The organism is candidate division KSB1 bacterium (assembly GCA_034506255.1).
Taxonomy (GTDB): domain Bacteria; phylum Zhuqueibacterota; class Zhuqueibacteria; order Zhuqueibacterales; family Zhuqueibacteraceae; genus Coneutiohabitans; species Coneutiohabitans thermophilus.
In genome coordinates this window covers 1-24,039 of record JAPDPX010000003.1, presented here as the reverse complement: position 1 = coordinate 24,039, position 24,039 = coordinate 1, and the positions used below count along the sequence as shown (strand labels likewise).

Below are 24,039 nucleotides of genomic sequence, written 5' to 3'. Positions count from 1 at the left end.
ATCGTTGAACATCGACTTGTTGAACCGACGCCTGATCAGGCAGGTGCTTGCTGAATTTCCTGAACTGAAAAGACCAGCCGGCTTCTAATTTACCACAAAGCAATCACCCATGTCCGTCCACGAAACTTATCTCGAACTCCAGCGCCGCCTGCGCGAGCTGCGCCGGCAGGAGAGCCGCCTGCTCTGGCTGGGCCGCTTCGGCCTGTACATTGCCGTATGCGCGGGCATGGCACTGCTCGCGCCAGTGCTGGCGCACAGTGTGGCCGCCATCCCCCTGTTTCGTTGGATGCTGACGCTGGCGAGTCTGGCCGTCGTGGCTTATGCGACATGGCGCCTGGTGCTGCAGCCGGTTCTGAACAGTCTGGCGCATCCTTCCGGCGCTCTTCCCATCGATCTTGCCCTGCGCCTCGGCAAACTGCATCCGGAAGTGCACGATCGTTTCGCCAACGCCCTGCAAGTCTATGCAGATTCCACGGCAGAGCAGGGGAGTGCGGTGCGCAAGGCACTCGCCGCCGCCGCGCTCACCCGGGTCTCCGAGCAAGTCAAAGCCCTGGATTTCAGCGGCATTCTCCAGCGCACCACGCCCCGCAAAAGGGTGCTCACCGGGCTTGTCGCGTTTGCGCTCTGCGTGCTGGCCTGGGGTGCCGCGCCCGGGTTCATGTTCACCGGCGCCACTGTTGTTCTCAATCCCCATCGCCAGATCATAGAAACCGCCACGCAATTTTCCCTCACGCCCGGCGATGTCGAAATCGTCAAAGGCGAAGACCTGATCGTCACCGCCCGCCTCAATCATTTGACCACGGAGACTGTGCAGCTCGAATGGCAGCTTCAGGGCACCAGGGCGGTCAATCAAGCCGTCATGAAAAACAGCGGCAGCCTGGTTTTCCAGCACAAATTCGAACGTGTACGCGAGAGTCTGAGCTATCGCGTGCACCTCGGTGAAGAAACCAGCCGCTGGTACCATGTCCGCGTGATCGAACCGCCGCTGATTCGCTCGCTGCAGGTCACCATTCACCATCCGGATTACACCCGGCGGCCGCCGCAGGCGCTGGCGGAAAACCTGGGCGATATCATGGCGCTGCCGGGTGCACGCGCCAGCTTGCAGCTCGAGGCCAGCAAGGAGCTGCGTGCTGCCGCGGTGCATTTCAGTTGGAACGCCAGCCTGCCGCTGCAGCTCAGCGGAGAGACAGCCCGCGGAGAGTTCAACATCGCCCAGCCGGGCAGCTACACCATCGTGCTGGAAGATGCCAACGGCCTGCACAATATCGATCCCATTCAATATCGCATCGAGCTGGAAACCGACCAGACGCCGGCGGTGCGCATTGCCTTTCCCGGCCAGGACGTCGATCTCGATGAAAGCATGCAACTGCCGCTGACCGTGCTGGCCGAGGATGATTATGGCTTTTCCTCGGCTGAAATCGTCTACGAGCACTTTCCGAGTCTCGGGGGCGAAAGCCGGACCGGTCACTGGCCGCTGCCCTTCAGCGACCGGCATCAGCCCCGTCTGACGTTGCAGGCGGTTTGGGATTTCACCACGCTCGAGATGCAACCGGACGATGTGGTGCGCTATTTTGCGCGCGTGCGGGACAATGACGTGGTGCGGGGTCCCAAAGCTGCTCACAGCCAGACCTATCAGGTGCGCTTTCCCTCGCTCTATGAAATCTATCAGGAAGTCGCCAACGTGCAGAGCGAAACGGCGCAAGACATGCAGGAGCTTTATCAACAAGCCAGACAGGTCAAGCAAAAGCTGGACGACCTGGCGCAACAATTGAAGAAGGACCCCAATCTCGATTGGGAGCAGCGACAGAAGCTCAGTGAAACGGCGGGGGCGAGCGAGCAGATGCGCGAAAGCCTGCGGCAAATGCAGGAACGGCTCGCGGAGATGATTACCACCATGGAGCGCAACGATCTGCTCAGCCTGGAGACACTCAACAAATATCTCGAACTGCAAAAGCTGCTGCAGGAGATCAACTCCCCGGAATTGCAAAAGGCCCTGGGCGAGCTGCGCAAGGCAATGGAAACGCTCGACCCGGAGAAGCTGGAAGAGGCGATGAAAAACTTCCAGTTTTCGCAGGAGGAATTTTTGAAGGGCCTGGAGCGCACGATCAACCTGCTCAAGCAACTGCAGGCGGAACAGAAACTCGATGAGGCGCTCAAGAAGACGGCGGATCTGCAGGAACGGCAGCAGGAGATAAACGAAAAGGCGGCGAAGCCCTCCGACGCGCAGACGCGTGAACAATTGGCCGCACAGGAAAAAGCCCTGCAGCGGGACAGCGAAGCGCTGGAACAACCGCTGCAGGAGATTTCCTCGTTGTTGCATGAGCTGCAACAGCAATCGCCGGCGCAAAAGGTCGAACAAGCCGCGCAAATGATGCAGTCGGAAAACCTGGCCGGTGGGATGGAGCAGATGTCCGAGAGCCTGCAGCAGGGACAAATGGCACAGGCGCAACAACAGGGCCGGCGTGTGGCGCAAACGCTGCACCGCATGCGGGAGGCGCTGGCCGGCGCGCAAAAAGAAATGCGCGAAAGCCAGCAGCGCCAAGCCATGCAAGCCTTGCAGCGCAGTTCGCTGGATTTGCTGCAGCTTTCCAAGCGCCAGGAACAGCTCGGCAGCCAGGCCGGCAGCACCCCGCAGAATGAAGACATGACATTCAATCATACCGCCGACCAGCAACAGGAGCTGCTCTCCGGCCTGCGGCGTGTCGCAGAACAACTCCATCAAACTTCGCAAAAGAGCTTCGCCGTGACACCGGAAGTGGCGCGCGCCGTCGGCCAGGCGATGAACAGCATGCAAAATGCGCTGCAACAGCTCGAACAGCGCAACGGCCGGCAGGCGGCAACGGCGCAGCGCCAGGCGATGCAGAGCCTGGATCGTGCGGTCGCCGGCCTGCGCGCGGCGATGCAGCAGATGAGCGGTCAGCCGGGCATGGGGATGGGCATGGAACAATTCCTGCAGCGCCTGCTCGGGCTTTCCGGCCAGCAACAGGGCATCAATCAGCAAACCGAGGGACTCACCGAGCAGGGCATGAGTGCGCTGCAGCGGCAGGCCGCCATGGCGCGCATGGCCGCCGAACAAGCTGCCGTGCAAAAAAGTCTCGAACAGTTGCTGCAGGAGTTCGGCAACCGCGGCGAGATTCTTGGCCGTCTCGACCAAACCGTCAGGGACATGGAAGAAGTGGTGAAAGATCTGCAACAGCAAAACGTCAACCGCCAAACCCTGGAACGCCAGCAGCAGATTCTCTCACGCATGCTGGATGCACAACGTTCGCTGCGCGAGCGTGATCACAGCAAAGAACGCCAGGCCGAACGCGCCAGGAACTACCGCAGCATTGATCCCGGCGCCCTGCCGGACGACCTCGGCGGGCGCCGGACGCGCATGCAGGAGGATTTGATGAACGCCCTGCGCGAGAAATACTCCCGCGACTACCGTGAACTGATTCAGAAATACTTCGAAGCGCTCACCCGACAGCAAGAGGGGGAAAAGAAATGAAGTTTGCCCGGGGTCTGCAATCTCACCGAACCCCTCCGCCCGTCGGGCGGTCACCGGCACGGAGAATTCACACGCAAATGATCACAGGAAAATCCCGCCGCCGGCCGGCAAAACCTGCTGCCGTGTGGCTGCCGTCAAAACTGAGTTGCCGGCAAAGGGCGCAGCGACGAAGCATGGTGCTGTTGTTGCTCCCCCTGGCGCTCAGCTTTCGGCTCGCCGCGCAGAATCCCCAGCTCAATGCCGCCCGCCTCAATCAAGCCCAGACTTACGAACAATTCGGGCAATACGAGCGTGCGGCGGAGTTGTATCGCTCGCTGTTTGAGGGCGACCCGCGCAACGGCGGCTACTATCAGGGCCTGAGACGCTGCCTGCTGAGTCTGCGGCGCTATGAGGAACTGTCGGGCGTGATCAACCGGCGTCTGGCGATCATCAATGATCTCCATACCCGCATTGATCTCGGGGTTGTACTTTACAATCAAAACCAACAAGCGGCGGCGCGCAAATATTGGAACGATCTGCTGGAAAGCTTTCCCGCCACCGGCACCTATGCCGCCGTGGCCGCGGCCATGAAGGAGACACGGGCCTTCGAGGAAGCGCTGCAGGTTTATCAAAGTGCGCGCAGGCGCTTTGGCCAGGAATCGCTGTTTGCCGTGGAGTTGGCGGAATTGCATCTTGCCAGGCTCGATTATGCGGCCGCCACCGCGGAATACTTGCGCCATTTGCAAGCCGATGTCCGCCAGTTCCCGTTCGTGCAACGCCGTCTCATCGAGCTGGTGCGGGAATCAAACGAGGCCGCCGCACAAGTTGAAAAGACCATCACTGCCCACCTCGATCAGAGCGCGAACGTGCTCGAATTGCGGCGTCTGCGGGCGGCAATTCTGCTGGAGAACTGCCGCTACGCCGCCGCGCTGGCGGAATATCAGGCTTTGGAACAACACGCCACCGCGCCCGCGCAGGCCGGCACCGAACTCTTCAATTTTGCCGAACAAGCCCGTTTGGCGGGCGCATGGGAATATGCAGCACAGGCGTATCAATTGCTTCTGGCGGACCGTCGCAAATCACCCTTTGGCAACCCGGCCGCGCTGGGCCTGGCAGAATGCCATGAACAGTTGGGGCAATACCGTCAGGCACTGGAGGTGCTGCAGGCACTGATCACGCAGCAGGGCGCGAACCACCGCAATCAGTGGGTGATGCGTGCGCGCTGGCGGCAGGCGGAAATCTACTTCACCCGCCTGAAGGACATGCCGGCAGCGATCGACAGCTACACGAAAATCTACGAAAACACCACCGATCCGAATGCCAAAGACCGCCTGGAGGCCATCTTCCGCCTGGGTGACTGCCATCTTGCACTCGGTGATTTGCCGCAGGCCAAAAGATGGTATGAGACCGCCCGGCGCTTTGGCAGCAACCGCCCCTTCGTTGAGGACAAGGTCAAATTCTTGCTCAGCCGGCTGGAATTCTACCAGGGCAACTTCCGCGCCGCCAGAAATATTCTGGAGGGAATCGCCGCTGCGCCGGCGCGCAGCAACGAGCAGGAGAGCATGGTCAACGATGCACTCGAACTGCTGCTGCTGATTGATGCCAATCTTGCGGACAGCTCGACCGCCCTGCGGCGTTACGCCCGCGCAGAATTTCTCGCCGCAACAGGCAAATTGGGCGGCGCCATCGACACGCTGCAGGTCCTGCTCGCTGCGCATCCCCATGCTCTGCTGGTTCCCCAGGCGATGTACAATATCGCACGCTGGCAGCGTGAAGCCGGCCAGTATCTGCAGGCGGCAACGACGCTGCAGGCCCTGTTGTCCGAACACGGCGAAAGTGTGGTCGCGGACCGGGCGCTGTTTCACCTGGCGGAACTGCATGCCAATCAGCTCAACGATTATGCCCAGGCGCAAAAGCTTTATGAAAAACTGCTGGAAAGCTATCCGCACAGCCTGTATCTTGAAGAAGCCCGGCGCCGCGTGCGCAGCCTGTCGGACAAGCTGAAGCCGATGTAGTCGCAACCGTCATTCTGCATGGAGTACAAAAAGGATGCGCATTCTCCCCGCTGTTGTTTGCAGCCTGCTGTTGTTTTGGCCGCCGGTCCATGCCCAGAAGACGCTCATTCCCATGGATCTGCAGCAAACCGATCATCTCAAGGCTTATGGCATAGCCTATTGGGCGCTGGATCGCGGCATTAATGTGGAATGGCTGCTCAACTACCGCGGCGGCTCCTTCATGCTGGATCAATACAGTGAAGTGGAACGCGAGTGCCGCGTGCGCGGCGTCACGTTCGAGAGCATCAGTGGCAGCCAGGCGGCGCAGATCTACGCCGAAATTGAAGGGGCCAACATGGAGGTCGTGCTGCTCGAAAAAGCGCCGGCCATCGCCATCTATACGCCGCCCAACAAACAAGTCTGGGATGACGCCGTCACCCTGGCGCTGGATTATGCCGAAATTCCCTTCACCACCCTGTGGGACGAAGAAGTGCTTGCCGGCAAACTCGAGGAATATGACTGGCTGCATCTCCATCATGAAGACTTCTCCGGGCAGTATGGCCGTTTCTACGCGAGCTATCACAACGCCGCCTGGTACAAGGAAGAAGTCATCAAGAACGAGGCCATGGCCAGAAAACTCGGCTTCGCCAAAGTGGCGGAGTTGAAGAAAGCGGTGGCGCGTGCCATCAAGGAATATGCCGTGCGCGGCGGTTTTCTTTTCGCAATGTGTTCCGCCACCGACACCATCGACCTGGCGCTGGCCGCGCAAAATACCGACATCTGCGCCGCCATCTTCGACTACGATCCGCCCTCGCCCAATTGCCAGCAGGAACTCGACTACAGCCAGACGCTGGCCTTCACCGATTTCCATCTGGAAATGAACCCGATGGTGTATGAGTTTTCAGATATCGACTATCCGCCCAGCTTCAATCCCGCGCTGCGCAGCGCCGAGGCGGATTTTTTCACGCTCTTCGAATTTTCGGCCAAATACGATCCGGTGCCCACCATGTTGACCCAAAACCACGTTTCCGTGGTCAAAGGCTTCATGGGACAGACAACCGGCTTCCGGCGCGACCTGCTCAAAAAGCAGGTCACCATTCTGGCGGATGTGCCGGGAACACCGCAGGTGAAGTACCTTCATGGCAACATTGGCCGCGGCACGTTCACTTTCTATGGCGGGCACGATCCCGAAGATTATCAACACATGGTTTACGACCCACCCACCCAGCTCTCGCTGCACAAAAATTCTCCCGGCTACCGTCTGATTTTGAACAATATTCTTTTTCCAGCAGCAAAGAAAAAGAAACGGAAAACTTGAGGGACCGTGCTCCGGTCTGCACGCCGGCACGACCTGCCGGCACTGCGGTGTTCGGGCTCATAATAGAATGCGCGAGTCCAGGGTTGGCAAGCCATGATGAAGCCAGAAAGCAAGATCATCGTACTGACGCTGGGCGACATCAACGGTATTGGGCCGGAGGTGACGCTCAAAGCGCTGGCACACTGGCAGCCGCCGCCAACGGTTCGCCTTGCATTGCTTGGACCGCTCTCCGCACTGCGCTTTTGGGAAAGCAGGCTCGGGCAGAAACAGCGCATCCCCGTCATTTCCAGCATCAACGACTGGCAAACGCCGGCAAGAGTGGCGTTGGTGCAGGCGGAATTCGGCGAACCGGCAATTACCCCCGGCAACTGGAGCAAGGCCTCGGGCGCCGCAGCAGCGCAGGCTCTGCTCCACGCCACGGAATGGGCGAAGCAGGGAATGGCACAGGCCATCGTCACCGGGCCAACCGCAAAAGTGGCCCTGGCTGCCGCCGGTTTCAATTATCCCGGGCAGACCGAATTCATTGCCGAACGCTTGGGCGCCACGACCTTTGCCATGATGCTGTTGGCGGGCAAAATGCGTGTGGCCCTGGTGACCACTCATTTGCCGCTGCGCCAGGTGGCTGCGGCGGTGACCAGCGAAAAGATTCTTGCAAAACTGCGTGTGCTGCAACGGGACTTGCAGCAGCGCTTTGGCATCGCCACTCCCAGGATTGCGGTTACCGGTCTGAATCCGCATGCGGGAGAATCAGGCTTGCTGGGCGATGAGGAAGAGGAGCAAATCAAACCGGCCATTGCGCAGGCGCAAGAAGAGGGCATTGCAGCGAGCGGGCCCTATCCCGCAGATGCGCTTTTTGGCCGCCATGCCAACCGGGATTCCATGGCTGAGAGCGGCGAAGCACTGTCAGTCGATGCTTTTCTGGCGATGTATCACGACCAGGGGTTGATCCCGTTGAAGATGCAGGGCTTTGGCCGCGCGGTGAACTACACCGCCGGTTTGCCGGTGATTCGCACATCACCCGACCATGGCACGGCATTCGACATCGCCGGCCGCGGCATCGCCAGCCCAACCAGTATGATCGAGGCATTGCAACTTGCTGTGGACCTCATCACCGCGCGCGGCGGAAGTTGAACCTTACAGTTGTGTCGCAGGGTTTTACGATCATCTCATGCGGCACGTGAATTATGCGCGCTGGGCGGAATATGTCACGGCGCTCTTTTCGCTCGCGGATCCTCCGCAAGCCGCAACCCCGCAGGATGGCGACGGCTGGCGGGTGAAGCGCGTGCTGGAGCTGGCTTGCGGCACGGGCCAGTTGTTGTCGGAGCTGGCACGCAGCGGATACCGGGTCTATGGCTGCGACCGGGCGCAGGCGATGGTGGCTGCGGCACGGCGGCGGCTGTTGCAACACGGCCTGCCCGCCTGCGTGTGGTGCGCAGACATGCGCGCACCTGTGGCCCTGCTGCAGGTCGATGCCGCGCTTTGCCTGTATGACAGCATCAACTACTGCCTGGAGGAGGAGGATCTGCGACGCCTCCTCACCAGTGTGGCGCAGGTGGTGCGCCAGGGTGGTCTGTTCATTTTTGATGTTTGCACCCAGCACAACTGCCGCAGAAATTTTCGCAATTACGTCGAGCGGGATGCCACCGCAGATTATTCCTACACCCGCTACGCCCGTTACCAGCCTCGCCAGCGGCTGCAGTACAACGATTTCACCATCATCGACGAAGCCAATCGCGGCCGGATCATTCGCGAGCAACACATCCAGCGCATTTATGCCCTAAAGGAAATCCGCGCACTCATCGACGCCAGCAACTGGTGGCGGGAGGCCGCCTGCTTCAGCGGCATGTCACGACGTACCGGCAGCGAAAAGGCGGAAAGAGTGCATTTTGTACTGAAGCGAATCCCGGCTTGATTGTCTCGAGGAGTGCGTCACGATGAATCTCGTCCGCCTCGCCAACGTGTCTCTGCAATATCCCGGTGGCGAGGTTTTGAAATCGGTGAATCTCACGGTGCGCAAGGGGGAATTTGTTTTTCTCGTCGGACCCACGGGTGCCGGCAAGAGCACGGTCCTGCGCATGATCTATATGGCGGAGAAGCCCAGCGAGGGAACGGTGGTGGTGGGCCGCTTCAATTCCAAAACCATCACCCCCGCCCAAATTCCATTGCTGCGGCGCCAACTCGGCATCGTGTTTCAGGATTTTCGCCTGCTGGAGGACCGCAATGTTTATGACAATGTCGCTTTTGCATTGATCGTCACCGGTTGCAAACAACGGGAGATCAAACGCAGCGTGCTGCGCGTGCTGGCCAACGTCGGCCTGAGCCACAAGCGTTACCGCATGCCCCATGAACTTTCCGGCGGCGAACAACAGCGGGTGGCGATCGCCCGCGCGCTGGTGAACAATCCCTTCATCCTGCTGGCGGACGAACCCACCGGCAATCTCGATCCCGTGACCACTGCCGGCATTATGGAGCTGCTCGAGAAAATCAATGCGCGCGGCACTGCAATTCTCATGGCAACGCACCACTACCATCTGGTGGAGGGTGCCGGCAAGCGCGTGGTGCGCATTGAAGGAGGCGTGACGATCAATTGAGCTGGTGGTACTGTCTGAGAGAGGGCCTGGATGGGCTGGCGCGAGCCAAAATGGCGGCGTTGCTTGCTGCGCTCACCGTGGCCATTGCTTTGATCCTGACCGGCATTTTCACGCTCGTCACCTTCAACCTGGTGGAGATCGTGGCCGGTTTGCGCAGCCGCATCGAGCTGGAAATCTTCGTCGACAACGGCCGCGATGAAGCCGGCATCCAGCGCCTGCGCCGGCAGATCGAAGCGCTGCCGGGCGTGGCGCGGGCACGCTATATCTCGCGTGAAGAAGCCATCGCAATTTTCCGCAAGGAGTTCGGCGAGGGGTTCATCGATCTGCTCGCCTCCAATCCACTCCCCCCCTCCTTTCAAATCACCCTGGAAAAGAGCCATCAGCACAGCATGGCTGCCCAACAACTCGCAGGCAGGCTGCGCACGCTGGAGGGTGTGGAAGAAGTGGTCTACCGTCGCGACTTTGTCATGCGGCTGGAGCGCTACCTCGACTTTGCCATGATCGGCAGTTTGGTGGTCGGATTGATCGTGGCGCTGGGTTCAATTTTCGTCGTCATCAACCATGTTCGCCTGGTGATCCACGCCAAGCGGCGCCTGATTGAAACCATGCAATTGGTGGGTGCCAGCCGTTTGTTCGTGCGCGGCCCTTTTGTCATCCAGGGATTTGTCCAGGGTTTGCTGGGCGGGGGCCTGGCCTCGGCCTTCTTCTTGTTGCTTAAAAAATTTTTGCTCGCGGATTATCCTGACATCGTGCGCATTCCGGCCTGGTTTCTACCGGCCCTGGCAGCCGGCGGCGTGCTGCTTGGACTCGCTGCTGCACATTTGGGTGTGCGAAAATACCTCGAATAAGCGAAGCGTTTCACGCACAGCCGCTTCTTTTTTGCGCCTGCAGCAACTCTCGCTGCCCGCCAATCTGCGATGGCAAACCGCATCATTCCAACAAACATGGGGTGATCGGCGGCAGGGCGGAGCCTTCCGACCAACTTACCGGCTTTTTCTCACAAACAAAAAACGCATGCGAAGCGCAACAACGATGATTGCCATGCGATCAGGCCTTGCTCTGTCACAGGATGTTTCATTTTTCTTTAATCGAATTTAATTTCTGCTTGACAATCAGAGGCCATTTTCTATATTGCCGCAGCCCAAAAAAAACTGACCTTGGTGGAGAAAATGTGGATAACTCATCGAAGTCGTTTCAAAGGAAGAACTAAACTCTAATTTTGTCTGCACTCTCCACCTTTTTGTGCAGGCTGCCGGGTTATGCAACCGTAATCACTTCATTAGCAAAAAGTTGCAATCATTGGTGTGACCCAAATCTGTTTTCAAATGAACACGCCAGATTGCCATTTCATAGATTTAGCAGACTTGCGCAATTCCATATCCACAATGATTGTGGATAACTTGTGATTATCTCAACTCGGCGAGGGCATTTTCATCCATGCTACAGCAACTGTCAGCAGAGCAGACCTGGTCAGAATGCCTATCCATCATTCGTGAGCACCTACCCGACTCCACCTTCGGCACCTGGTTCGAAAGTACACGGGGAAAACAGTTTAACAATCGGACAATCACTGTTCAGATTCCCAACGGCTTTGTGTATCAATGGCTGGAGGGCCACTACCGCGAACTCGTACACAAAGCGATCTTCCAGGTCACGGGCGAAGATTATAACGTCGTGTACGACATTGCCAAGCCGGAAGACAACGAGGCACAATTTCTCGACTCGCTGTCGGAGGGCATCACCGCACCGCAGGCCCGCTTGACTCATGACCCGGTCACACAACTCAGCCCCCATTACAAATTCCAAAATTTTGTTGAAGGTGCGAGTAATCAATTTGCCAAGGCCGCGGCAGTCGCCGTGGCGGAGGCGCCCGGCAAAACTTCGTTCAATCCCCTGGTGGTGTATGGCGGGGTGGGGCTGGGCAAGACGCATCTGATCCAGGCAATTGGCAACCTCACCCTGGAGCGCGGCACGGTCGGTCGCGCCCTCTATGTCTCAAGTGAACGCTTCACCAACGAGTTCATCAGCTCCATTCAAAACAACAAAACCACCGAGTTCAGCTCCAACTACCGCAATGTCGACTTGCTCATAGTCGATGACATTCAATTTTTCATGAACAAGGAGCGCACACAGGAGGAATTTTTCCACACCTTCAACGCCCTCTACCAAAAGGGGAAACAAATCGTTCTCTCCTCGGATCGCCAGCCCAAGGAAATCAGTGGCATCGAGGACCGGCTGCTCTCCCGCTTTCAATGGGGTCTGGTGGTGGACATTCAACCGCCGGATTTGGAAACGCGCATTGCCATCCTGCAACGCAAGGCTGAGGAAAACGCCATTGATCTGCCCAGCGACGTCATTCAACTCATCGCACACAATGTGACCAGCAACATCCGCGAGCTCGAAGGTTCACTGATCCGGTTGCTGGCCTTTGCCTCGGTACAGAAACTCGACATCACCCTGGCGCTCGCCAAGCACGTGCTGAAGGACATGTTCATTCAAAAGTACCGCAATCTCACTGTCGAGGACATCCAAAAGGAAGTGTGTGAATTCTACAAGCTTCCTGAAGACATGATGCGGGCGAAGACGCGCAAAAAGGAGGTGGCACTGGCACGCCAGATTGCAATGTATCTTGCCAAAAAGCTGACCAAACATTCGCTCAAAACCATCGGCCTGCATTTTGGCGGGCGCGATCACACCACCGTCATCCATGCCATCGAACAGGTCGAGGCCATGCTGGAGGCAGATTCCCAAATCAAAGCCGAAGTGGAGACGCTCAAACAAAGATTGAGTGCATCCTGATCCCCTTTTCGCCATTTCCCGCCGCGCTTCATGCCCCTCCACTGCTGAACGTCGCGACACAACAGTCCGTGCTGCGGTGCAGTGATGATTTTACCGTTATTTTCAGGCATGCCATTGGTACTCACCGCCCGGCACCCTGCCGTCCCGAGCATGCCAGCCATTTGGGACCCCAGGACTGGTTAAAGCATGCCGTCTTCTCCGCCCGGCTATTTGAACAACCCTGTTGAAAAATTGTTAATCCTGGTGGATTGCAGGTTGATAAAAACACTGCAGGCGTGACTTTTTCAACGTCATTTCCCTAGCCAACATTTTATCCCCAGAGAATTCACAAGCACATGCTGTAAATCCGAGCGACGTCACCCAACCCAACCCGCGGAAATCTCAATACCTCAGCAGGATGGTTTTTTAAATTATCCACATATCCACCGGCTCTACTACTAACTACAATAAAGAATCAACTTGATATTAAAGACAATAAATCGTATTTTTTGACACGTTTTTTAACCATTTCGGATGACAGCCAATGAAATTCACGATTCCCCAGAGTGCCCTGTATCAAGCACTTCAGCGCATGATTTCCATCATTCCGCTGAAGACCACCATTCCCATTTTAAGCAACATTTTGTTTGATTTGCGCGGCAACCGGTTGCAGCTCACCGGCACGGATCTGGAAGTCTCCATCATCACGAATCTGGATGTCATTGGCGAACGTGATGGCTCCGCGGCATTTCCCGCGAAACGACTTTTCGATCTGGTGCGCGAATTGCCGGACACCCCGCTGGCTCTGGAGGCAGACGGCAGTCATCGTCTCAGCATCCAAACCGATCGCGGCAACTACAAAATCGCAGGCGAATCGAGCGACGAATACCCTCATATTGCCACCGAAAAACAGATGACGCACCTGGATTACCGCGGCAGTCGCTTTGTTCATCTGGTCGACAAGGTGGTTTTCGCGGTGAGCACCGATGAGCTGCGCACGACGCTGATGGGGGTGTTGCTGGAAATTCGCCAGGAAGAATTGCGTCTGGTGGCAACCGACGGCCATCGCCTGGCCAAAGTCAGGGATCTCAAATTCACGTATGAGGGCACGGCCAGTCAGGTCGTGATTCCGGTCAAGGCATTGCATCTGCTCGGCCGCAATCTCGAGGGAATCGACGAAATGACGATCGGGATGAGTGCCGAGCACATCACTTTTCAAGTGGGACAATCCACCATTTATTCCAAGCTGATCAGCGGACATTATCCGGCGTATGAACGGGTGATCCCGACAGCCAACCCCTTCACCCTGATCGTCGATCGCGAACTGCTGAGTGCCACCGTGCGGCGGTCGAGCATCTTTGCGAATCAACACACGCGGCAGATTCGCTGGGAGCTGCAACCCGGCAGCCTGACAATTCACGCCCAGGATGCCGAGATGAGCGGGGATTCACATGAAACCATCAGCGTGGACTACAGCGGCGAGCCGATGGAAATCGGCTACAATGCCGGCTACGTTTTGGAGATCCTGCGCCACATCGACACCGAACAGGTGATGTTCAAACTCAAGGACAGCAGCAGTGCCGCCATCATCGAGCCGGTGCCGCAACAGCAGGACCTGGAGGTGATGATGTTGTTGATGCCGATCCGCATCAATGAATGATATATGATCCTGCGCCGGATGAGCCTGCGCCAGTTTCGCAACTATGACGCGCTCGATCTTGAATTTTCCGATGCACTCAATTTCATCTGCGGCCGCAACGGTCAGGGCAAAAGCAATTTTCTCGAAGCCGTTCATATGCTGGGTGTGACCCGCAGTTTTCGCACGGCCTCTGATCGCGAACTGGTCAAGTTTGGCAGCCACGGTTTCGAGATCATGGGAGAGTTCTTTGATGAAGCGATGGTCAAACGCCAGGTGACGCTGTGCTATCATGTGGAGAGGGGCAAGGAAATCAGCCTCGACCGCAAACGCCTGGCGAGCAGCGCGGCCTTGATCGGCAGGTTTCCGATCGTCCATTACGCACCGGAAAGCCATCGCCTCACCGGCGGCGCACCGGCGGAACGCCGGCGTTTCGTTGACATGCTGTTGTCGCAAAGCTCGCCCGCCTATTTGGCGGACTGGCAGGCTTACCAGCGCGCGCTGAAACAACGCAATGCGCTGCTCAGTCAAAACCCGGGCGGCGGCACGGACCTGGCAGCATGGGATCAAGCCCTGGCCAGTCACGGCTGCCGGATCATTGCTGCGCGTTACCAGTTTGTCGATTCCTTCGCGAATCTTGTGTTGCAGGCCTATCGCGACATTTCGGCATCCTCCTCCTCCCTCCACCTGAGTTATCACAGTCAGCTCGCGCTCAATGAGGCGACGCCCGACCACTATCACAAAATGCTGGCAGCCTCCCGTGTGTTCGAGCGGCAGCGCCGGCAGACCCAGGTGGGTCCACACCGCGATGATTTCAGCTTCGTGCTCGACGGTCATGATCTGCGGGTGTACGGCTCGCGCGGCGAACACAAATCCACACTGCTGGCGCTCAAAATGGCGGAAGCCACCTATCTCGAGAAAAAATCCGGCACCGCGCCCATCATTTTGCTGGATGATTTGCATTCCGAGCTGGATGCCAACCGGTTTGCCGCAACGCTCGAACACTTTCAGCGCCGCGGCCAGTTGTTTGTCACCTCACTCGTGACACCGCCGCAGAGCGTGCCGGCGGCACATTTCGAAGTGGCAGAGGGAAGAATAACGAAAGTGAATCACCGGCCGATGCCGGCCCCGGCAGGGGTTGGCGGCCGGACGGCGTGAGCACAGGTTTATGGCAAAGGCCCTGGGCGACGTGCTGCAGGAATTGTTGCACCAATATGGGCTTGTGCAGCGCGTCAAGGAATATCAGGCGGTGAATCTCTGGCCGGAGGTTGTCGGCGAGCAGGTGGCAAAAGTCGCCAGTGTCCGCGAGGTGCGTGACGGCTGTCTTTATGTGGAAGTCACCAACAGTGTGTGGCGCAATGAACTGTACTACATGAAACCGGAGATCATCGCCCGGATCAATCGCAGGATTGGACAAAATCTGATTCATGACATCCTGCTGGTCTGAAGCCGGTGGGAGAGCCCGGCAGAAAGCCCGCCGGATTCGGGCAGGCGTGCCAGCACATGCCGCCGCATTTCGTCGCGGGTGGCGGCTGATCACGCCACGCCGACGAGAACGAGGTCAAAATCATGGCCACGATCAAGAAGAAATCTCAATTGCAAAATAAGAAGATGACCCGAAGCGATGGCAAGACCACCGCTGCCCGAGCCAAACCATCAGTGGCCGGCAAGCAGGCGGTCTTGCATCAGCAGCCCGTGGCTGAATCCAGGGTCAAGGACACCAAGACGAGACAAAATCAGGAAAAACCCATGAGAAAAGAGGAAGTGCTGGAATACAAGCAGACAAATGTGGAGGCGGGAAACGGGGCAGCGCAGCCGTCGCCGCCGACGGACAAGGATAATTACACTTCAGAATCGATCACGGTGCTCAAGGGCCTGGAGGCGGTGCGCCGCCGGCCCGCGATGTATATCGGCGACACGTCGGTGAAGGGGTTTCATCATCTCGTTTATGAGGTGATCGACAACTCCGTGGACGAAGCGCTCGCCGGCTTTTGCGACAACATCGAAGTCACCATCAACAAGGACGGCAGCGTCAGTGTGGAGGACAACGGCCGCGGCATCCCGGTGGATACGCACAAAGAGATGAAGAAATCCGCCCTGGAAGTGGTGATGACGGTGCTGCATGCCGGCGGCAAGTTTGACAAAAAATCCTACAAGGTTTCCGGCGGTTTGCATGGCGTGGGCGTGTCGGTGGTGAATGCCCTGTCGGAATGGCTGGAGGTTTATGTTGCGCGCGACGGCAATCTCTATTATCAGAAATATGAGCGGGGCAATCCCGTTACGCCGGTGAAGGTAATCGGCAAACGCAAGACGACCGGCACCAGGGTGGTTTTTTCTCCCGACCCTGAAATTTTTGGCAAGCGCAAGTTCAGTTTCGACATTCTGGCGGAGCGGGTGCGGGAACTGGCGTTTTTGAACAAAAATCTCAGGCTCACGATCGGCGATGAGAACACCGGCAAATCGCACAAATTTCAATTCAAAGGCGGCATCGCGGAGTTCGTGAAGTATCTTGACGAGGCCCGGGAGCCGATCATGAGCAAACCGATTTATCTGGAGGGCGAACGGGAGGGCGTGCCCATCGAAGTCGCATTGCAATACAATGACGGCTATAACGAAAACATCTTCACCTACGTCAACAATATTCACACGATCGAAGGTGGCACGCACATGGTTGGCTTCAAGGCGGCGCTCACCAAAACGATCAACGCCTATGCCACCAAGAGCAATCTGCTGAAGGAAAAAGACAATCTGCAAATCACCGGCGATGATGTGCGGGAGGGGTTGACTGCGGTGGTCAGCATCAAAGTGGCAGAACCGCAGTTTGAGGGCCAGACCAAGACCAAACTCGGCAACAGCGACATTCGCGGCATTGTGGAGTCGTTTTGCAATGAGGGGCTGGCGGCGTTCTTCGAGGAGAACCCTTCGATCGCGCGCAAGATCGTGGAGAAGTGCAAGCTTGCAGCCCAGTCCCGCGAGGCCGCACGCAAAGCCCGGGAACTGACACGGCGCAAGTCCGCACTTGACGGTGGTGGCCTGCCCGGCAAGCTGGCGGATTGTTCCATTACCGACCCCGAACACTGCGAAATCTACATCGTCGAGGGGGATTCCGCCGGTGGTTCCGCCAAGCAGGGCCGCGACCGCCGCTTTCAGGCAATTCTGCCGATCAAGGGCAAGATCCTCAATGTCGAGAAGGCACGCCTGGACAAGATTTTGTCGAATGAGGAAATCCGCACCCTGGTCACGGCGCTCGGCACCGGTATTGGCAGCGATGATTTCGACCCGGAGAAATTGCGCTACGGACGCGTCATCATCATGACAGATGCCGATGTCGACGGCTCCCACATTCGCACGCTGCTGCTCACTTTCTTCTTCCGCTATATGAAGCAGCTCATCGAACAGAACCGGATCTATATTGCGCAACCGCCGCTTTACCGCGTTTGGAAGGGCAAGGAGGAGTATTACTGCTATGATGATGATGAAAAGGAGGCGGTGTTGAAACGATTCGACAGCAAAGACAATGTCAACGTCCAGCGCTACAAGGGTCTCGGTGAAATGAATCCCGAGCAATTATGGAAGACGACCATGGATCCGGAGCAGCGCACCATGCGGTTGGTGACCATTGAAGAGGCCTATCAGGCGGACGTGCTGTTTTCAACGCTGATGGGCGACAAAGTCGAACCGCGCCGCAAGTTTATCGAAGAGAATGCGAAATATGTCAGAAATTTGGATGTTTAGACAGGGTTGGAATCTGCAGGTGCCGCCCCCCGGCTTTGTGTGGCTGTTGCCACGGTCTGCTGCCACCGGGCGACGGTATTGCCAACGATCACGCCCGCGATGGCTCGCGCCGGGTGCAACCTTCCTGGCAGAAGAAGCGGGAGACCGCCGGGGAAAGGCATGTCGCAGTGACTGGCGGCAATAATTATCGAGCGGCATCCCGACCGTTGGTTTTCAGAATTATTCATTTGCAAAACTCCCATGGACCTCAAACGCGACAAAATCATCCCGGTGTATCTCGAGGAAGAGATCAAGGATTCTTATCTTGACTATTCCATGTCGGTCATCGTGGCGCGCGCACTGCCGGATGTAAGGGACGGCCTGAAACCCGTGCACCGGCGCGTGCTCTATGGCATGCACGAATTGAATCTGCGGCCGAACGCGGCTTACAAAAAGTCTGCGCGCGTCGTCGGTGAAGTGCTGGGCAAGTATCATCCCCACGGCGATTTGGCGGTGTATGACACCATCGTGCGCATGGCGCAGGACTTTTCGCTGCGTTATCCGCTGGTCGATGGCCAGGGCAATTTCGGATCGGTGGACGGTGACTCGCCGGCTGCGATGCGATACACCGAAGTGCGGCTCACGCCCATCGCCGAGGAAGTGCTGCGCGATCTTGAAAAAGACACGGTGCCGTGGAATCCCAACTTCGACGACACGCTGAAGGAGCCGGCGGTATTGCCGACGCTGCTGCCCAATCTGCTGGTCAACGGCTCTTCTGGCATTGCCGTCGGTATGGCCACCAACATTCCGCCGCACAATCTCGGCGAAATTGTCGATGCCCTGCACGCGCTGATCAAGAATCCCGATCTCAGCATCGACAAGTTGATGAAGATCGTCAAGGGGCCGGATTTTCCCACCGGCGGCATCATTTACGGCATGGAGGGCATCGACGAAGCATACCGCACCGGCCGCGGCCGCATACAGGTGCGGGCACGCACCGTGCTGGAGGAAGTGCGCGGCGGCCGCCAGAACATCATCGTCACCGAGCTGCCCTATCAAGTGAACAAGGCTGCCCTGCATGAGAAGATCGGCGAACTGGTGCGCGACAAAAAGATCGAGGGCATTCGCGATGTGCGTGATGAAAGTGACCGCGACGGCATGCGCCTGGTGATCGAGCTGAAAAACGACGCCGTGCCGGAGGTGGTGCTCAACAATCTTTTCAAGCACACGCAGATGCACGTTACCTTTGGCGCCATCATGCTGGCGCTGGTGGACGGCGTGCCCACCGTGCTCAACCTCAAACAGATGCTGCAGCATTTTCTCGATTTTCGCCACGAGATCGTGGTGCGCCGCACCAAGTTCGAGCTGGACAAGGCCGAAAAGCGCGCCCACATCCTGGAAGGTTTGCGCATCTGCATCAACAACATCGACGAAGTCATCGCGATCATCAAGAAGGCCAGGGATCCCCAGATCGCCAAGGAAGGCTTGATGAAGAGATTCAAACTCAGCGAGATTCAGGCCCAGGCGATTTTGGACATGCGACTGCAGCGCCTCACCGGCCTCGAGCGCGACAAGATCGAGGCGGAATATCGCGAGGTGCAGAAACTCATCAAGGACTTGAAAGCGCTGCTGGCGGACAAGGGCAAGCGCATGGATTTGATCGCGAAGGAGCTGAAGGAGCTGCGCGACAAGTATGCCGATGAGCGCCGCACGGAGATCGTGGCGGAGACCAGCGAGTTCACCATCGAAGACATGATCGCCGAAGAGGACATGGTGATCACCATCTCGCACAGCGGCTTCATCAAGCGCTTTCCGGTGTCAAGTTATCGCCGGCAGAGCCGCGGCGGTCGCGGGGTGACCGGTGCGAAAACCGGTGACGAGGATTGGATCGAACATCTTTTCATCGCTTCGACGCATCACTACGTGCTGTTTTTCACCACCCAGGGCAAATGCTACTGGGTGAAGGTGTATGACATTCCGCAGGCGGGCAAGGGTGCCAAGGGCCGGGCGATCGTGAACATGCTCTCCCTGGCGCCGGAGGAAAAGATCGCCGCTTTTGTGTCAGTCAGGGAGTTCGATGAAAAGCATTTCGTTGCCTTTGCCACAAAGAACGGCCTGGTGAAGAAGACGGCTCTGAGTGCGTTTTCCAATCCGCGCAAGACCGGCATCGCCGCGATCAGCATCGAAGAAGGCGATGAATTGATCGAAGCCAAGATCACTGATGGCAGCATGGATCTGATGCTGGGCACGCACAACGGCCAGGCCATCCGCTTCCATGAAAATGAAGTCCGCGAGATGGGCCGCAGCGCCAGCGGCGTGAAGGGCATCGAGCTGGAGAAAGGTGACTTCGTCGTCGGCATGGTGGAACTCAAGCGCGAGGCCACGATCCTGGTGGTGAGCGAGAATGGCTACGGCAAACGCAGCGAGCTGAAGGACTACAAAGTGCAGCATCGTGGCGGTTCGGGTCTGATCACGCTCAAAACCACCGAGAAAACCGGCAAGATGGTGGACATCAAGGAGGTCATCGATGACGATGATTTGATGATCATCACCGAAAAAGGCGTGGTCATCCGCCAGAAAGTGAAGGACATCAAGGTCATCAGCCGGAACACCCAGGGCGTAAAGCTCATCAAGCTGGACAAGGATGACCGGATCGCGGCGGTGGCACGGGTGGTGGCGGAGGACGAAGAAGACGAAGAATAGAATTAGGGAGATCATTGCGCCTGGCGGCGCGACGGGCATGCTGCCCGCACAACCTGTCTAATGAGTTTGCCCGGCGGGGATGACGCCCTTTCGGGGAGGATGACGATTCATGCCAGACGACATCCAAAGCACGCCGGTGCCGGCCCTTGCCAGTCGCACGCGGCGGCGCGCCAAGCGCGATTATTGGGAAAAGGAGCGGGAAAAGCTGGTGCTTGCGCTGGAACAGCGTTTGATCGCCAATCGCGATGCCATTCCCCTGCGCGAGCTGCTGGCCGCGGATATTCCTGAAATTCTCAAAGGTTTGTTCCGCCAGCGTGCGCACAAAATCGTGCGCGAGGAAAAGCCGCTCGGTTTGCACACGGTGCGGGAATACAAGCTGGATGATGCCGAGATGCGCCAGCAATTGCGCCGGCTGCGCGACATGCTGGCGGAGCGCCTGGTGTTTGACCGCTCCGAATTGCGGCCGGTGCTGACCTTTGGCGTCGGCCTGCAGTTTGACGTGCTGGCCAGACCGCGCAGCGCGCTGGAACATCTTCTCTATCGTCATGAAGTGGAACGCGAACGGGATGACCTCCTCATTGTCCTGCGTGGTCTGGGCGAGGAACAACAGTATTTGCGCGCCCTGTTGGATCGCATAGCCGCCTACCCCCGCGGGCCGGTTACCAAGGAAGCTTTTCGCGCGGCCTGCCATCAGGTCGAACTGGAAGTGTATGGCAAGAACCCCGTGCCGGCACTGGTGCAGGACCTGAAGCAATATCAGAGCTATTGCGCCTCGCTGCTGGGCACTGCAACTCCGCAGGATGGCTTTCTCATCGACAATCAAACCGTGCTGGCCATGCTGTTCGAGCGCAACCTGGCCGAACTCGCGGAAAACCTGCTGCCGGAATTCACCAAGAAGGAAGCCTGGGAAATCAGCGAGATCGAAAATCTGGTGGCACGGCACCTCGAAAACGGCAGCGCGACGCTGCCATTCATGCCGGGCGAAGGTGGCACGCTGGTGTCGCTAGACATGACCAAGGTACTCGAAGAGGCCGCCAGCGAAATCGAGAGCCAGCTCGTGCAGGCGGCGGTGAGCGACCTGCAGCAGATGCCCGCTCCAGCCGCCTCAGCCGGCATCGTGATTCGTGAAAAAGCCGAATGGTATCCCGCCGGCACACAAGCCGCCGGCACGGGCGAAACAGTGGTGCCCGCTGCAGACCCTGTCCCGCAGCAACCGTCACCGCCTGCCGGCCAGAGTGTGACGGCAAACAAGCTCAAAATTCGCTTCGACACGGAAGAGCCGCTGGTGCAGCGTGCCAAGATTGAACAACAACCGCCGGGGCCATTTCCCTCGCTGTATCACCTCATCGACGACAAGAACCGCAAGGCTTTCATTCGAAAAATCTTCCAACGCGATGCGGACGCCTATCTCGAATTCATCGACCGGCTGGAACCGTTGCAAACCTGGAAGGAGGCCAAAGCAGTGCTGGATGCCGAGCTATGCCTGCGCAACATCAATCCCTACTCCAAGGAAGCCGTGCTGTTGAGTGATGTGCTGTTTGGCAGATATTTCAGCAGGCGCTGAAGACGCCGGCGCGGCACACACCCCGTTTCACTTTCCCTCTGGCCAATCTGACCAGCCACGTTGATGGCTGCGCACGCGGCGCTGATGGTGCTCCGGTGCAACACGCCGCCGGCTTCCGGCACCCGTTGCTGCCCTGCTTGCGTGTGCGGAAGATGTTCTGGGAGCGTCTTGTTTTGAATTGACCACCGTGCTTGAACCCAAATTTGTTTGCAGCCTGCAGCGTCGCTGTCCACCACTGGGGGGCATGGCGCACCCGTGCAAATTCGGCTTGCTTTTCTCTGTCGGCAGTTTAGATTGCGACCCGTGCCACGCAAGCCAGCGGCAGGCCCGCGTTTGTGCAGGGCATGGGTAAACGATCACTGCAAGCGAAACGGCAGGAAAGCTGTGAGAGGAGAGTGCGTTGTCGAAATACTCCCAGATTGATCTCGCCCGCGTCAAAACCTACCCGGTGCAGCAGCGCTTCAGCAAAGTGCATCGCGAAGAGCTGGCGCGGCCATTTCGCCGCGGCGATTTCTTTGAGACTTTCTATGAGTCACTGCCCGACATCCTGGCGGCAAAGGATCTGCGCGAGTTTGTTCAGCATCTGCTGGCGGCGCGGGCACACGGCAAGCCCATCATCATGATGATGGGTGCGCACGTCATCAAAGTGGGATTGTCGCCCGTTTTGATCGATTTGATGCAGCGCGGCTTCATCACCTGTCTGGCGATGAACGGTGCCGGCGTGGTGCATGACACCGAGCTGGCGCTGTTTGGCCAAACTTCCGAGGAAGTTGCCGAGGGTTTGGCCGACGGTTCCTTTGGCATGGCTGCTGAAACCGGTGAGTTCATCAATGGCACGGTGGCGCGGGCCCGCGGTCGTGAACTGGGCCTGGGTGAGGCGATGGGTGAAGCGCTGGCGAGGGTGCCGAACACCGGTGTGAAGCTGAGCCTGCTGGCCAATGCCTACACGCTCGACGTGCCGGCTACGGTGCATGTCGGCATCGGCACAGACATCATTCACCAGCATCCCAGTGCTGATGGCGCTGCTTATGGTGAATTGTCCTATCGAGATTTCAAGATTTTCGCCGCACAGGTGGCACGTCTCAATCAAGGCGGAGTGGTGCTCAATGTCGGCTCCAATGTGCTGTTGCCGGAAGTTTTTCTCAAGGCGCTGACGGTCGCGCGCAATGTCGCGCCGCCGGTCAACAACTTCATCACCGCCAACTTCGACATGTTCAACCATTACCGCCCGCGCATGAATGTGGTGCAACGGCCCACCCTGCAGGGTGGCAAGGGTTACAATTTCATCGGTCATCATGAGATCATGATTCCGCTGTTGGCGGCGGCCGTGAAGGAGTTTGCCTGAGTTGCTCCCGCTCTGCGGCTCAGGTGTGGCGCAGCTTTGCCACCGCGGCGGCCAGCACGTTGACGGCCGCATCGATTTCCCCTTCCGTCGTGTATCTTCCCACCGAAAACCGCAGTGTGCCCGGGGCATATTCGCGCGGCACCTGCATCGCTTGCAAGACGTGTGAGATGACGGTCTCATTCAGGTTATGACAGGCGGCACCGGCAGAGGCCGCCACCTGCCCGTCGATCTCTGCCAGCAATTGGCCGGCATCCACCCCGCGGAAACTCACACTCAGCGTGTTGGGCAGGCAATGTTCCGGATGGCCGTTGCGCCGCAGCTCCGGAATCCGGCGCTGCAGGCCATGCCACAGACGTTCGCGCAAAGCCTGCATGCGCGCCATATTCTGTGCCAAATCCCGGCCGGCCAGCTCACAGGCGCGACCCAGGCCCACTATGCCGGCGACATTCTCCGTGCCGGCGCGGCGTTGGTGTTCCTGTTTGGCACCGTGAATCAGCGGTTCGAGCGCCAGGCCGCGCCGCACCACCAGCGCCCCCACTCCCAGCGGCGCGTAGAGTTTGTGTCCCGCCACTGACAGCATATCCACGCCCAGGTCATCCATCTTGACCGGCACCTTGCCAACCGATTGTGCCGCATCGCAGTGAATTACGAGATTGTGACGGTGGGCGAGTGCGGCAATCTCCGCAACCGGCTGCAGCGTGCCCACCTCGTTGTTGGCGTGCATCACGCTCAGCAGCGCCGTCTGTGGCGTCAGCGCAGCCTCCAAATCTGCAGGTTGCACGTATCCCCTCGGTGAACCGCATCTTTCCTCTGGGTGAATCGCTGCGTATCTTTGCGCAAAATTCACCAGGAGGAGTCCCATGTGGTCTCGCAGACGGCGGGTGTGTCCCGCGGCGCGTCTTGCCCTCATCAAAAAGTATCTCGCCA

At 58.2% G+C, this 24,039-nt stretch carries 16 protein-coding genes; 15 read left to right on the top strand and 1 reads right to left on the bottom strand.

Features of this window, described 5'->3' with window-relative positions; genetic code table 11:
- Positions 1 to 109: 109 nt before the first annotated feature.
- The 15 genes from ONB52_06325 (at position 110) to ONB52_06255 (ending at position 23,112) form a co-directional block, all read left to right on the top strand.
- A complete protein-coding gene (locus ONB52_06325; protein ID MDZ7415762.1) occupies positions 110 to 3,490 on the top strand; it encodes a hypothetical protein in 3,381 nt (1,126 codons plus the stop codon).
- A gap of 173 nt (positions 3,491 to 3,663) precedes the next feature.
- Entirely contained in the window at positions 3,664 to 5,484 is a 1,821-nt protein-coding gene (locus ONB52_06320) for a tetratricopeptide repeat protein (protein MDZ7415761.1), read from the top strand.
- Between the two features lie 34 nt (positions 5,485 to 5,518).
- A complete protein-coding gene (locus tag ONB52_06315; protein MDZ7415760.1) occupies positions 5,519 to 6,781 on the top strand; it encodes an asparagine synthetase B in 1,263 nt (420 codons plus the stop codon).
- A gap of 93 nt (positions 6,782 to 6,874) precedes the next feature.
- Positions 6,875 to 7,912 (top strand): 4-hydroxythreonine-4-phosphate dehydrogenase PdxA, encoded by a 1,038-nt coding sequence (gene pdxA / locus ONB52_06310; protein MDZ7415759.1) that lies wholly within the window; start codon positions 6,875 to 6,877, stop codon positions 7,910 to 7,912.
- Positions 7,913 to 7,949: 37 nt separating this feature from the next.
- Entirely contained in the window at positions 7,950 to 8,693 is a 744-nt protein-coding gene (locus ONB52_06305; protein MDZ7415758.1) for a class I SAM-dependent methyltransferase, read from the top strand.
- A gap of 22 nt (positions 8,694 to 8,715) precedes the next feature.
- Positions 8,716 to 9,372, top strand: coding sequence for a cell division ATP-binding protein FtsE (gene ftsE, locus ONB52_06300; GenBank protein ID MDZ7415757.1), 657 nt, complete (start codon positions 8,716 to 8,718; stop codon positions 9,370 to 9,372).
- Between the two features lie 50 nt (positions 9,373 to 9,422).
- On the top strand, positions 9,423 to 10,220 hold the full coding sequence (locus tag ONB52_06295) for an ABC transporter permease (GenBank protein MDZ7415756.1): 798 nt from the start codon (positions 9,423 to 9,425) through the stop codon (positions 10,218 to 10,220).
- A gap of 589 nt (positions 10,221 to 10,809) precedes the next feature.
- Positions 10,810 to 12,171, top strand: a complete 1,362-nt coding sequence (gene dnaA, locus ONB52_06290; GenBank protein ID MDZ7415755.1) for a chromosomal replication initiator protein DnaA — start codon at positions 10,810 to 10,812, stop codon at positions 12,169 to 12,171.
- Between the two features lie 523 nt (positions 12,172 to 12,694).
- Positions 12,695 to 13,810 carry a DNA polymerase III subunit beta gene (gene dnaN, locus ONB52_06285; GenBank protein MDZ7415754.1) on the top strand — a complete coding sequence of 372 codons (1,116 nt, stop codon included), beginning with the start codon at positions 12,695 to 12,697 and terminating at the stop codon, positions 13,808 to 13,810.
- A gap of 3 nt (positions 13,811 to 13,813) precedes the next feature.
- On the top strand, positions 13,814 to 14,944 hold the full coding sequence (locus ONB52_06280) for a DNA replication/repair protein RecF (protein MDZ7415753.1): 1,131 nt from the start codon (positions 13,814 to 13,816) through the stop codon (positions 14,942 to 14,944).
- Positions 14,945 to 14,954: 10 nt separating this feature from the next.
- Positions 14,955 to 15,233 carry a DUF721 domain-containing protein gene (locus ONB52_06275; protein ID MDZ7415752.1) on the top strand — a complete coding sequence of 93 codons (279 nt, stop codon included), beginning with the start codon at positions 14,955 to 14,957 and terminating at the stop codon, positions 15,231 to 15,233.
- 302 nt (positions 15,234 to 15,535) lie between these two features.
- Positions 15,536 to 17,521, top strand: a complete 1,986-nt coding sequence (gene gyrB, locus ONB52_06270; GenBank protein MDZ7415751.1) for a DNA topoisomerase (ATP-hydrolyzing) subunit B — start codon at positions 15,536 to 15,538, stop codon at positions 17,519 to 17,521.
- Between the two features lie 240 nt (positions 17,522 to 17,761).
- Complete coding sequence (gene gyrA, locus ONB52_06265) at positions 17,762 to 20,203, top strand: DNA gyrase subunit A (GenBank protein MDZ7415750.1); 2,442 nt, start codon at positions 17,762 to 17,764, stop codon at positions 20,201 to 20,203.
- Positions 20,204 to 20,312: 109 nt separating this feature from the next.
- Complete coding sequence (locus ONB52_06260) at positions 20,313 to 21,767, top strand: hypothetical protein (GenBank protein MDZ7415749.1); 1,455 nt, start codon at positions 20,313 to 20,315, stop codon at positions 21,765 to 21,767.
- 400 nt (positions 21,768 to 22,167) lie between these two features.
- Positions 22,168 to 23,112, top strand: coding sequence for a hypothetical protein (locus tag ONB52_06255; GenBank protein ID MDZ7415748.1), 945 nt, complete (start codon positions 22,168 to 22,170; stop codon positions 23,110 to 23,112).
- A 19-nt stretch (positions 23,113 to 23,131) separates the two neighbouring features.
- Here the strand turns inward: ONB52_06255 and ONB52_06250 are convergent, their stop codons facing one another.
- Positions 23,132 to 23,974 (bottom strand): aminotransferase class V-fold PLP-dependent enzyme, encoded by an 843-nt coding sequence (locus ONB52_06250; GenBank protein MDZ7415747.1) that lies wholly within the window; start codon positions 23,972 to 23,974, stop codon positions 23,132 to 23,134.
- Positions 23,975 to 24,039 lie beyond the last annotated feature (65 nt).

Coding starts and splice junctions, on each gene's coding strand:
- ONB52_06325 (MDZ7415762.1), top strand. CDS start 110: ATGTCCGTCCACGAAACTTATCTCGAACTCCAGCGCCGCCTGCGCGAG.
- ONB52_06320 (MDZ7415761.1), top strand. CDS start 3,664: ATGGTGCTGTTGTTGCTCCCCCTGGCGCTCAGCTTTCGGCTCGCCGCG.
- ONB52_06315 (MDZ7415760.1), top strand. CDS start 5,519: ATGCGCATTCTCCCCGCTGTTGTTTGCAGCCTGCTGTTGTTTTGGCCG.
- pdxA (MDZ7415759.1), top strand. CDS start 6,875: ATGATGAAGCCAGAAAGCAAGATCATCGTACTGACGCTGGGCGACATC.
- ONB52_06305 (MDZ7415758.1), top strand. CDS start 7,950: ATGCGGCACGTGAATTATGCGCGCTGGGCGGAATATGTCACGGCGCTC.
- ftsE (MDZ7415757.1), top strand. CDS start 8,716: ATGAATCTCGTCCGCCTCGCCAACGTGTCTCTGCAATATCCCGGTGGC.
- ONB52_06295 (MDZ7415756.1), top strand. CDS start 9,423: ATGGCGGCGTTGCTTGCTGCGCTCACCGTGGCCATTGCTTTGATCCTG.
- dnaA (MDZ7415755.1), top strand. CDS start 10,810: ATGCTACAGCAACTGTCAGCAGAGCAGACCTGGTCAGAATGCCTATCC.
- dnaN (MDZ7415754.1), top strand. CDS start 12,695: ATGAAATTCACGATTCCCCAGAGTGCCCTGTATCAAGCACTTCAGCGC.
- ONB52_06280 (MDZ7415753.1), top strand. CDS start 13,814: ATGATCCTGCGCCGGATGAGCCTGCGCCAGTTTCGCAACTATGACGCG.
- ONB52_06275 (MDZ7415752.1), top strand. CDS start 14,955: ATGGCAAAGGCCCTGGGCGACGTGCTGCAGGAATTGTTGCACCAATAT.
- gyrB (MDZ7415751.1), top strand. CDS start 15,536: ATGAGAAAAGAGGAAGTGCTGGAATACAAGCAGACAAATGTGGAGGCG.
- gyrA (MDZ7415750.1), top strand. CDS start 17,762: ATGGACCTCAAACGCGACAAAATCATCCCGGTGTATCTCGAGGAAGAG.
- ONB52_06260 (MDZ7415749.1), top strand. CDS start 20,313: ATGCCAGACGACATCCAAAGCACGCCGGTGCCGGCCCTTGCCAGTCGC.
- ONB52_06250 (MDZ7415747.1), bottom strand. CDS start 23,974: ATGGGACTCCTCCTGGTGAATTTTGCGCAAAGATACGCAGCGATTCAC.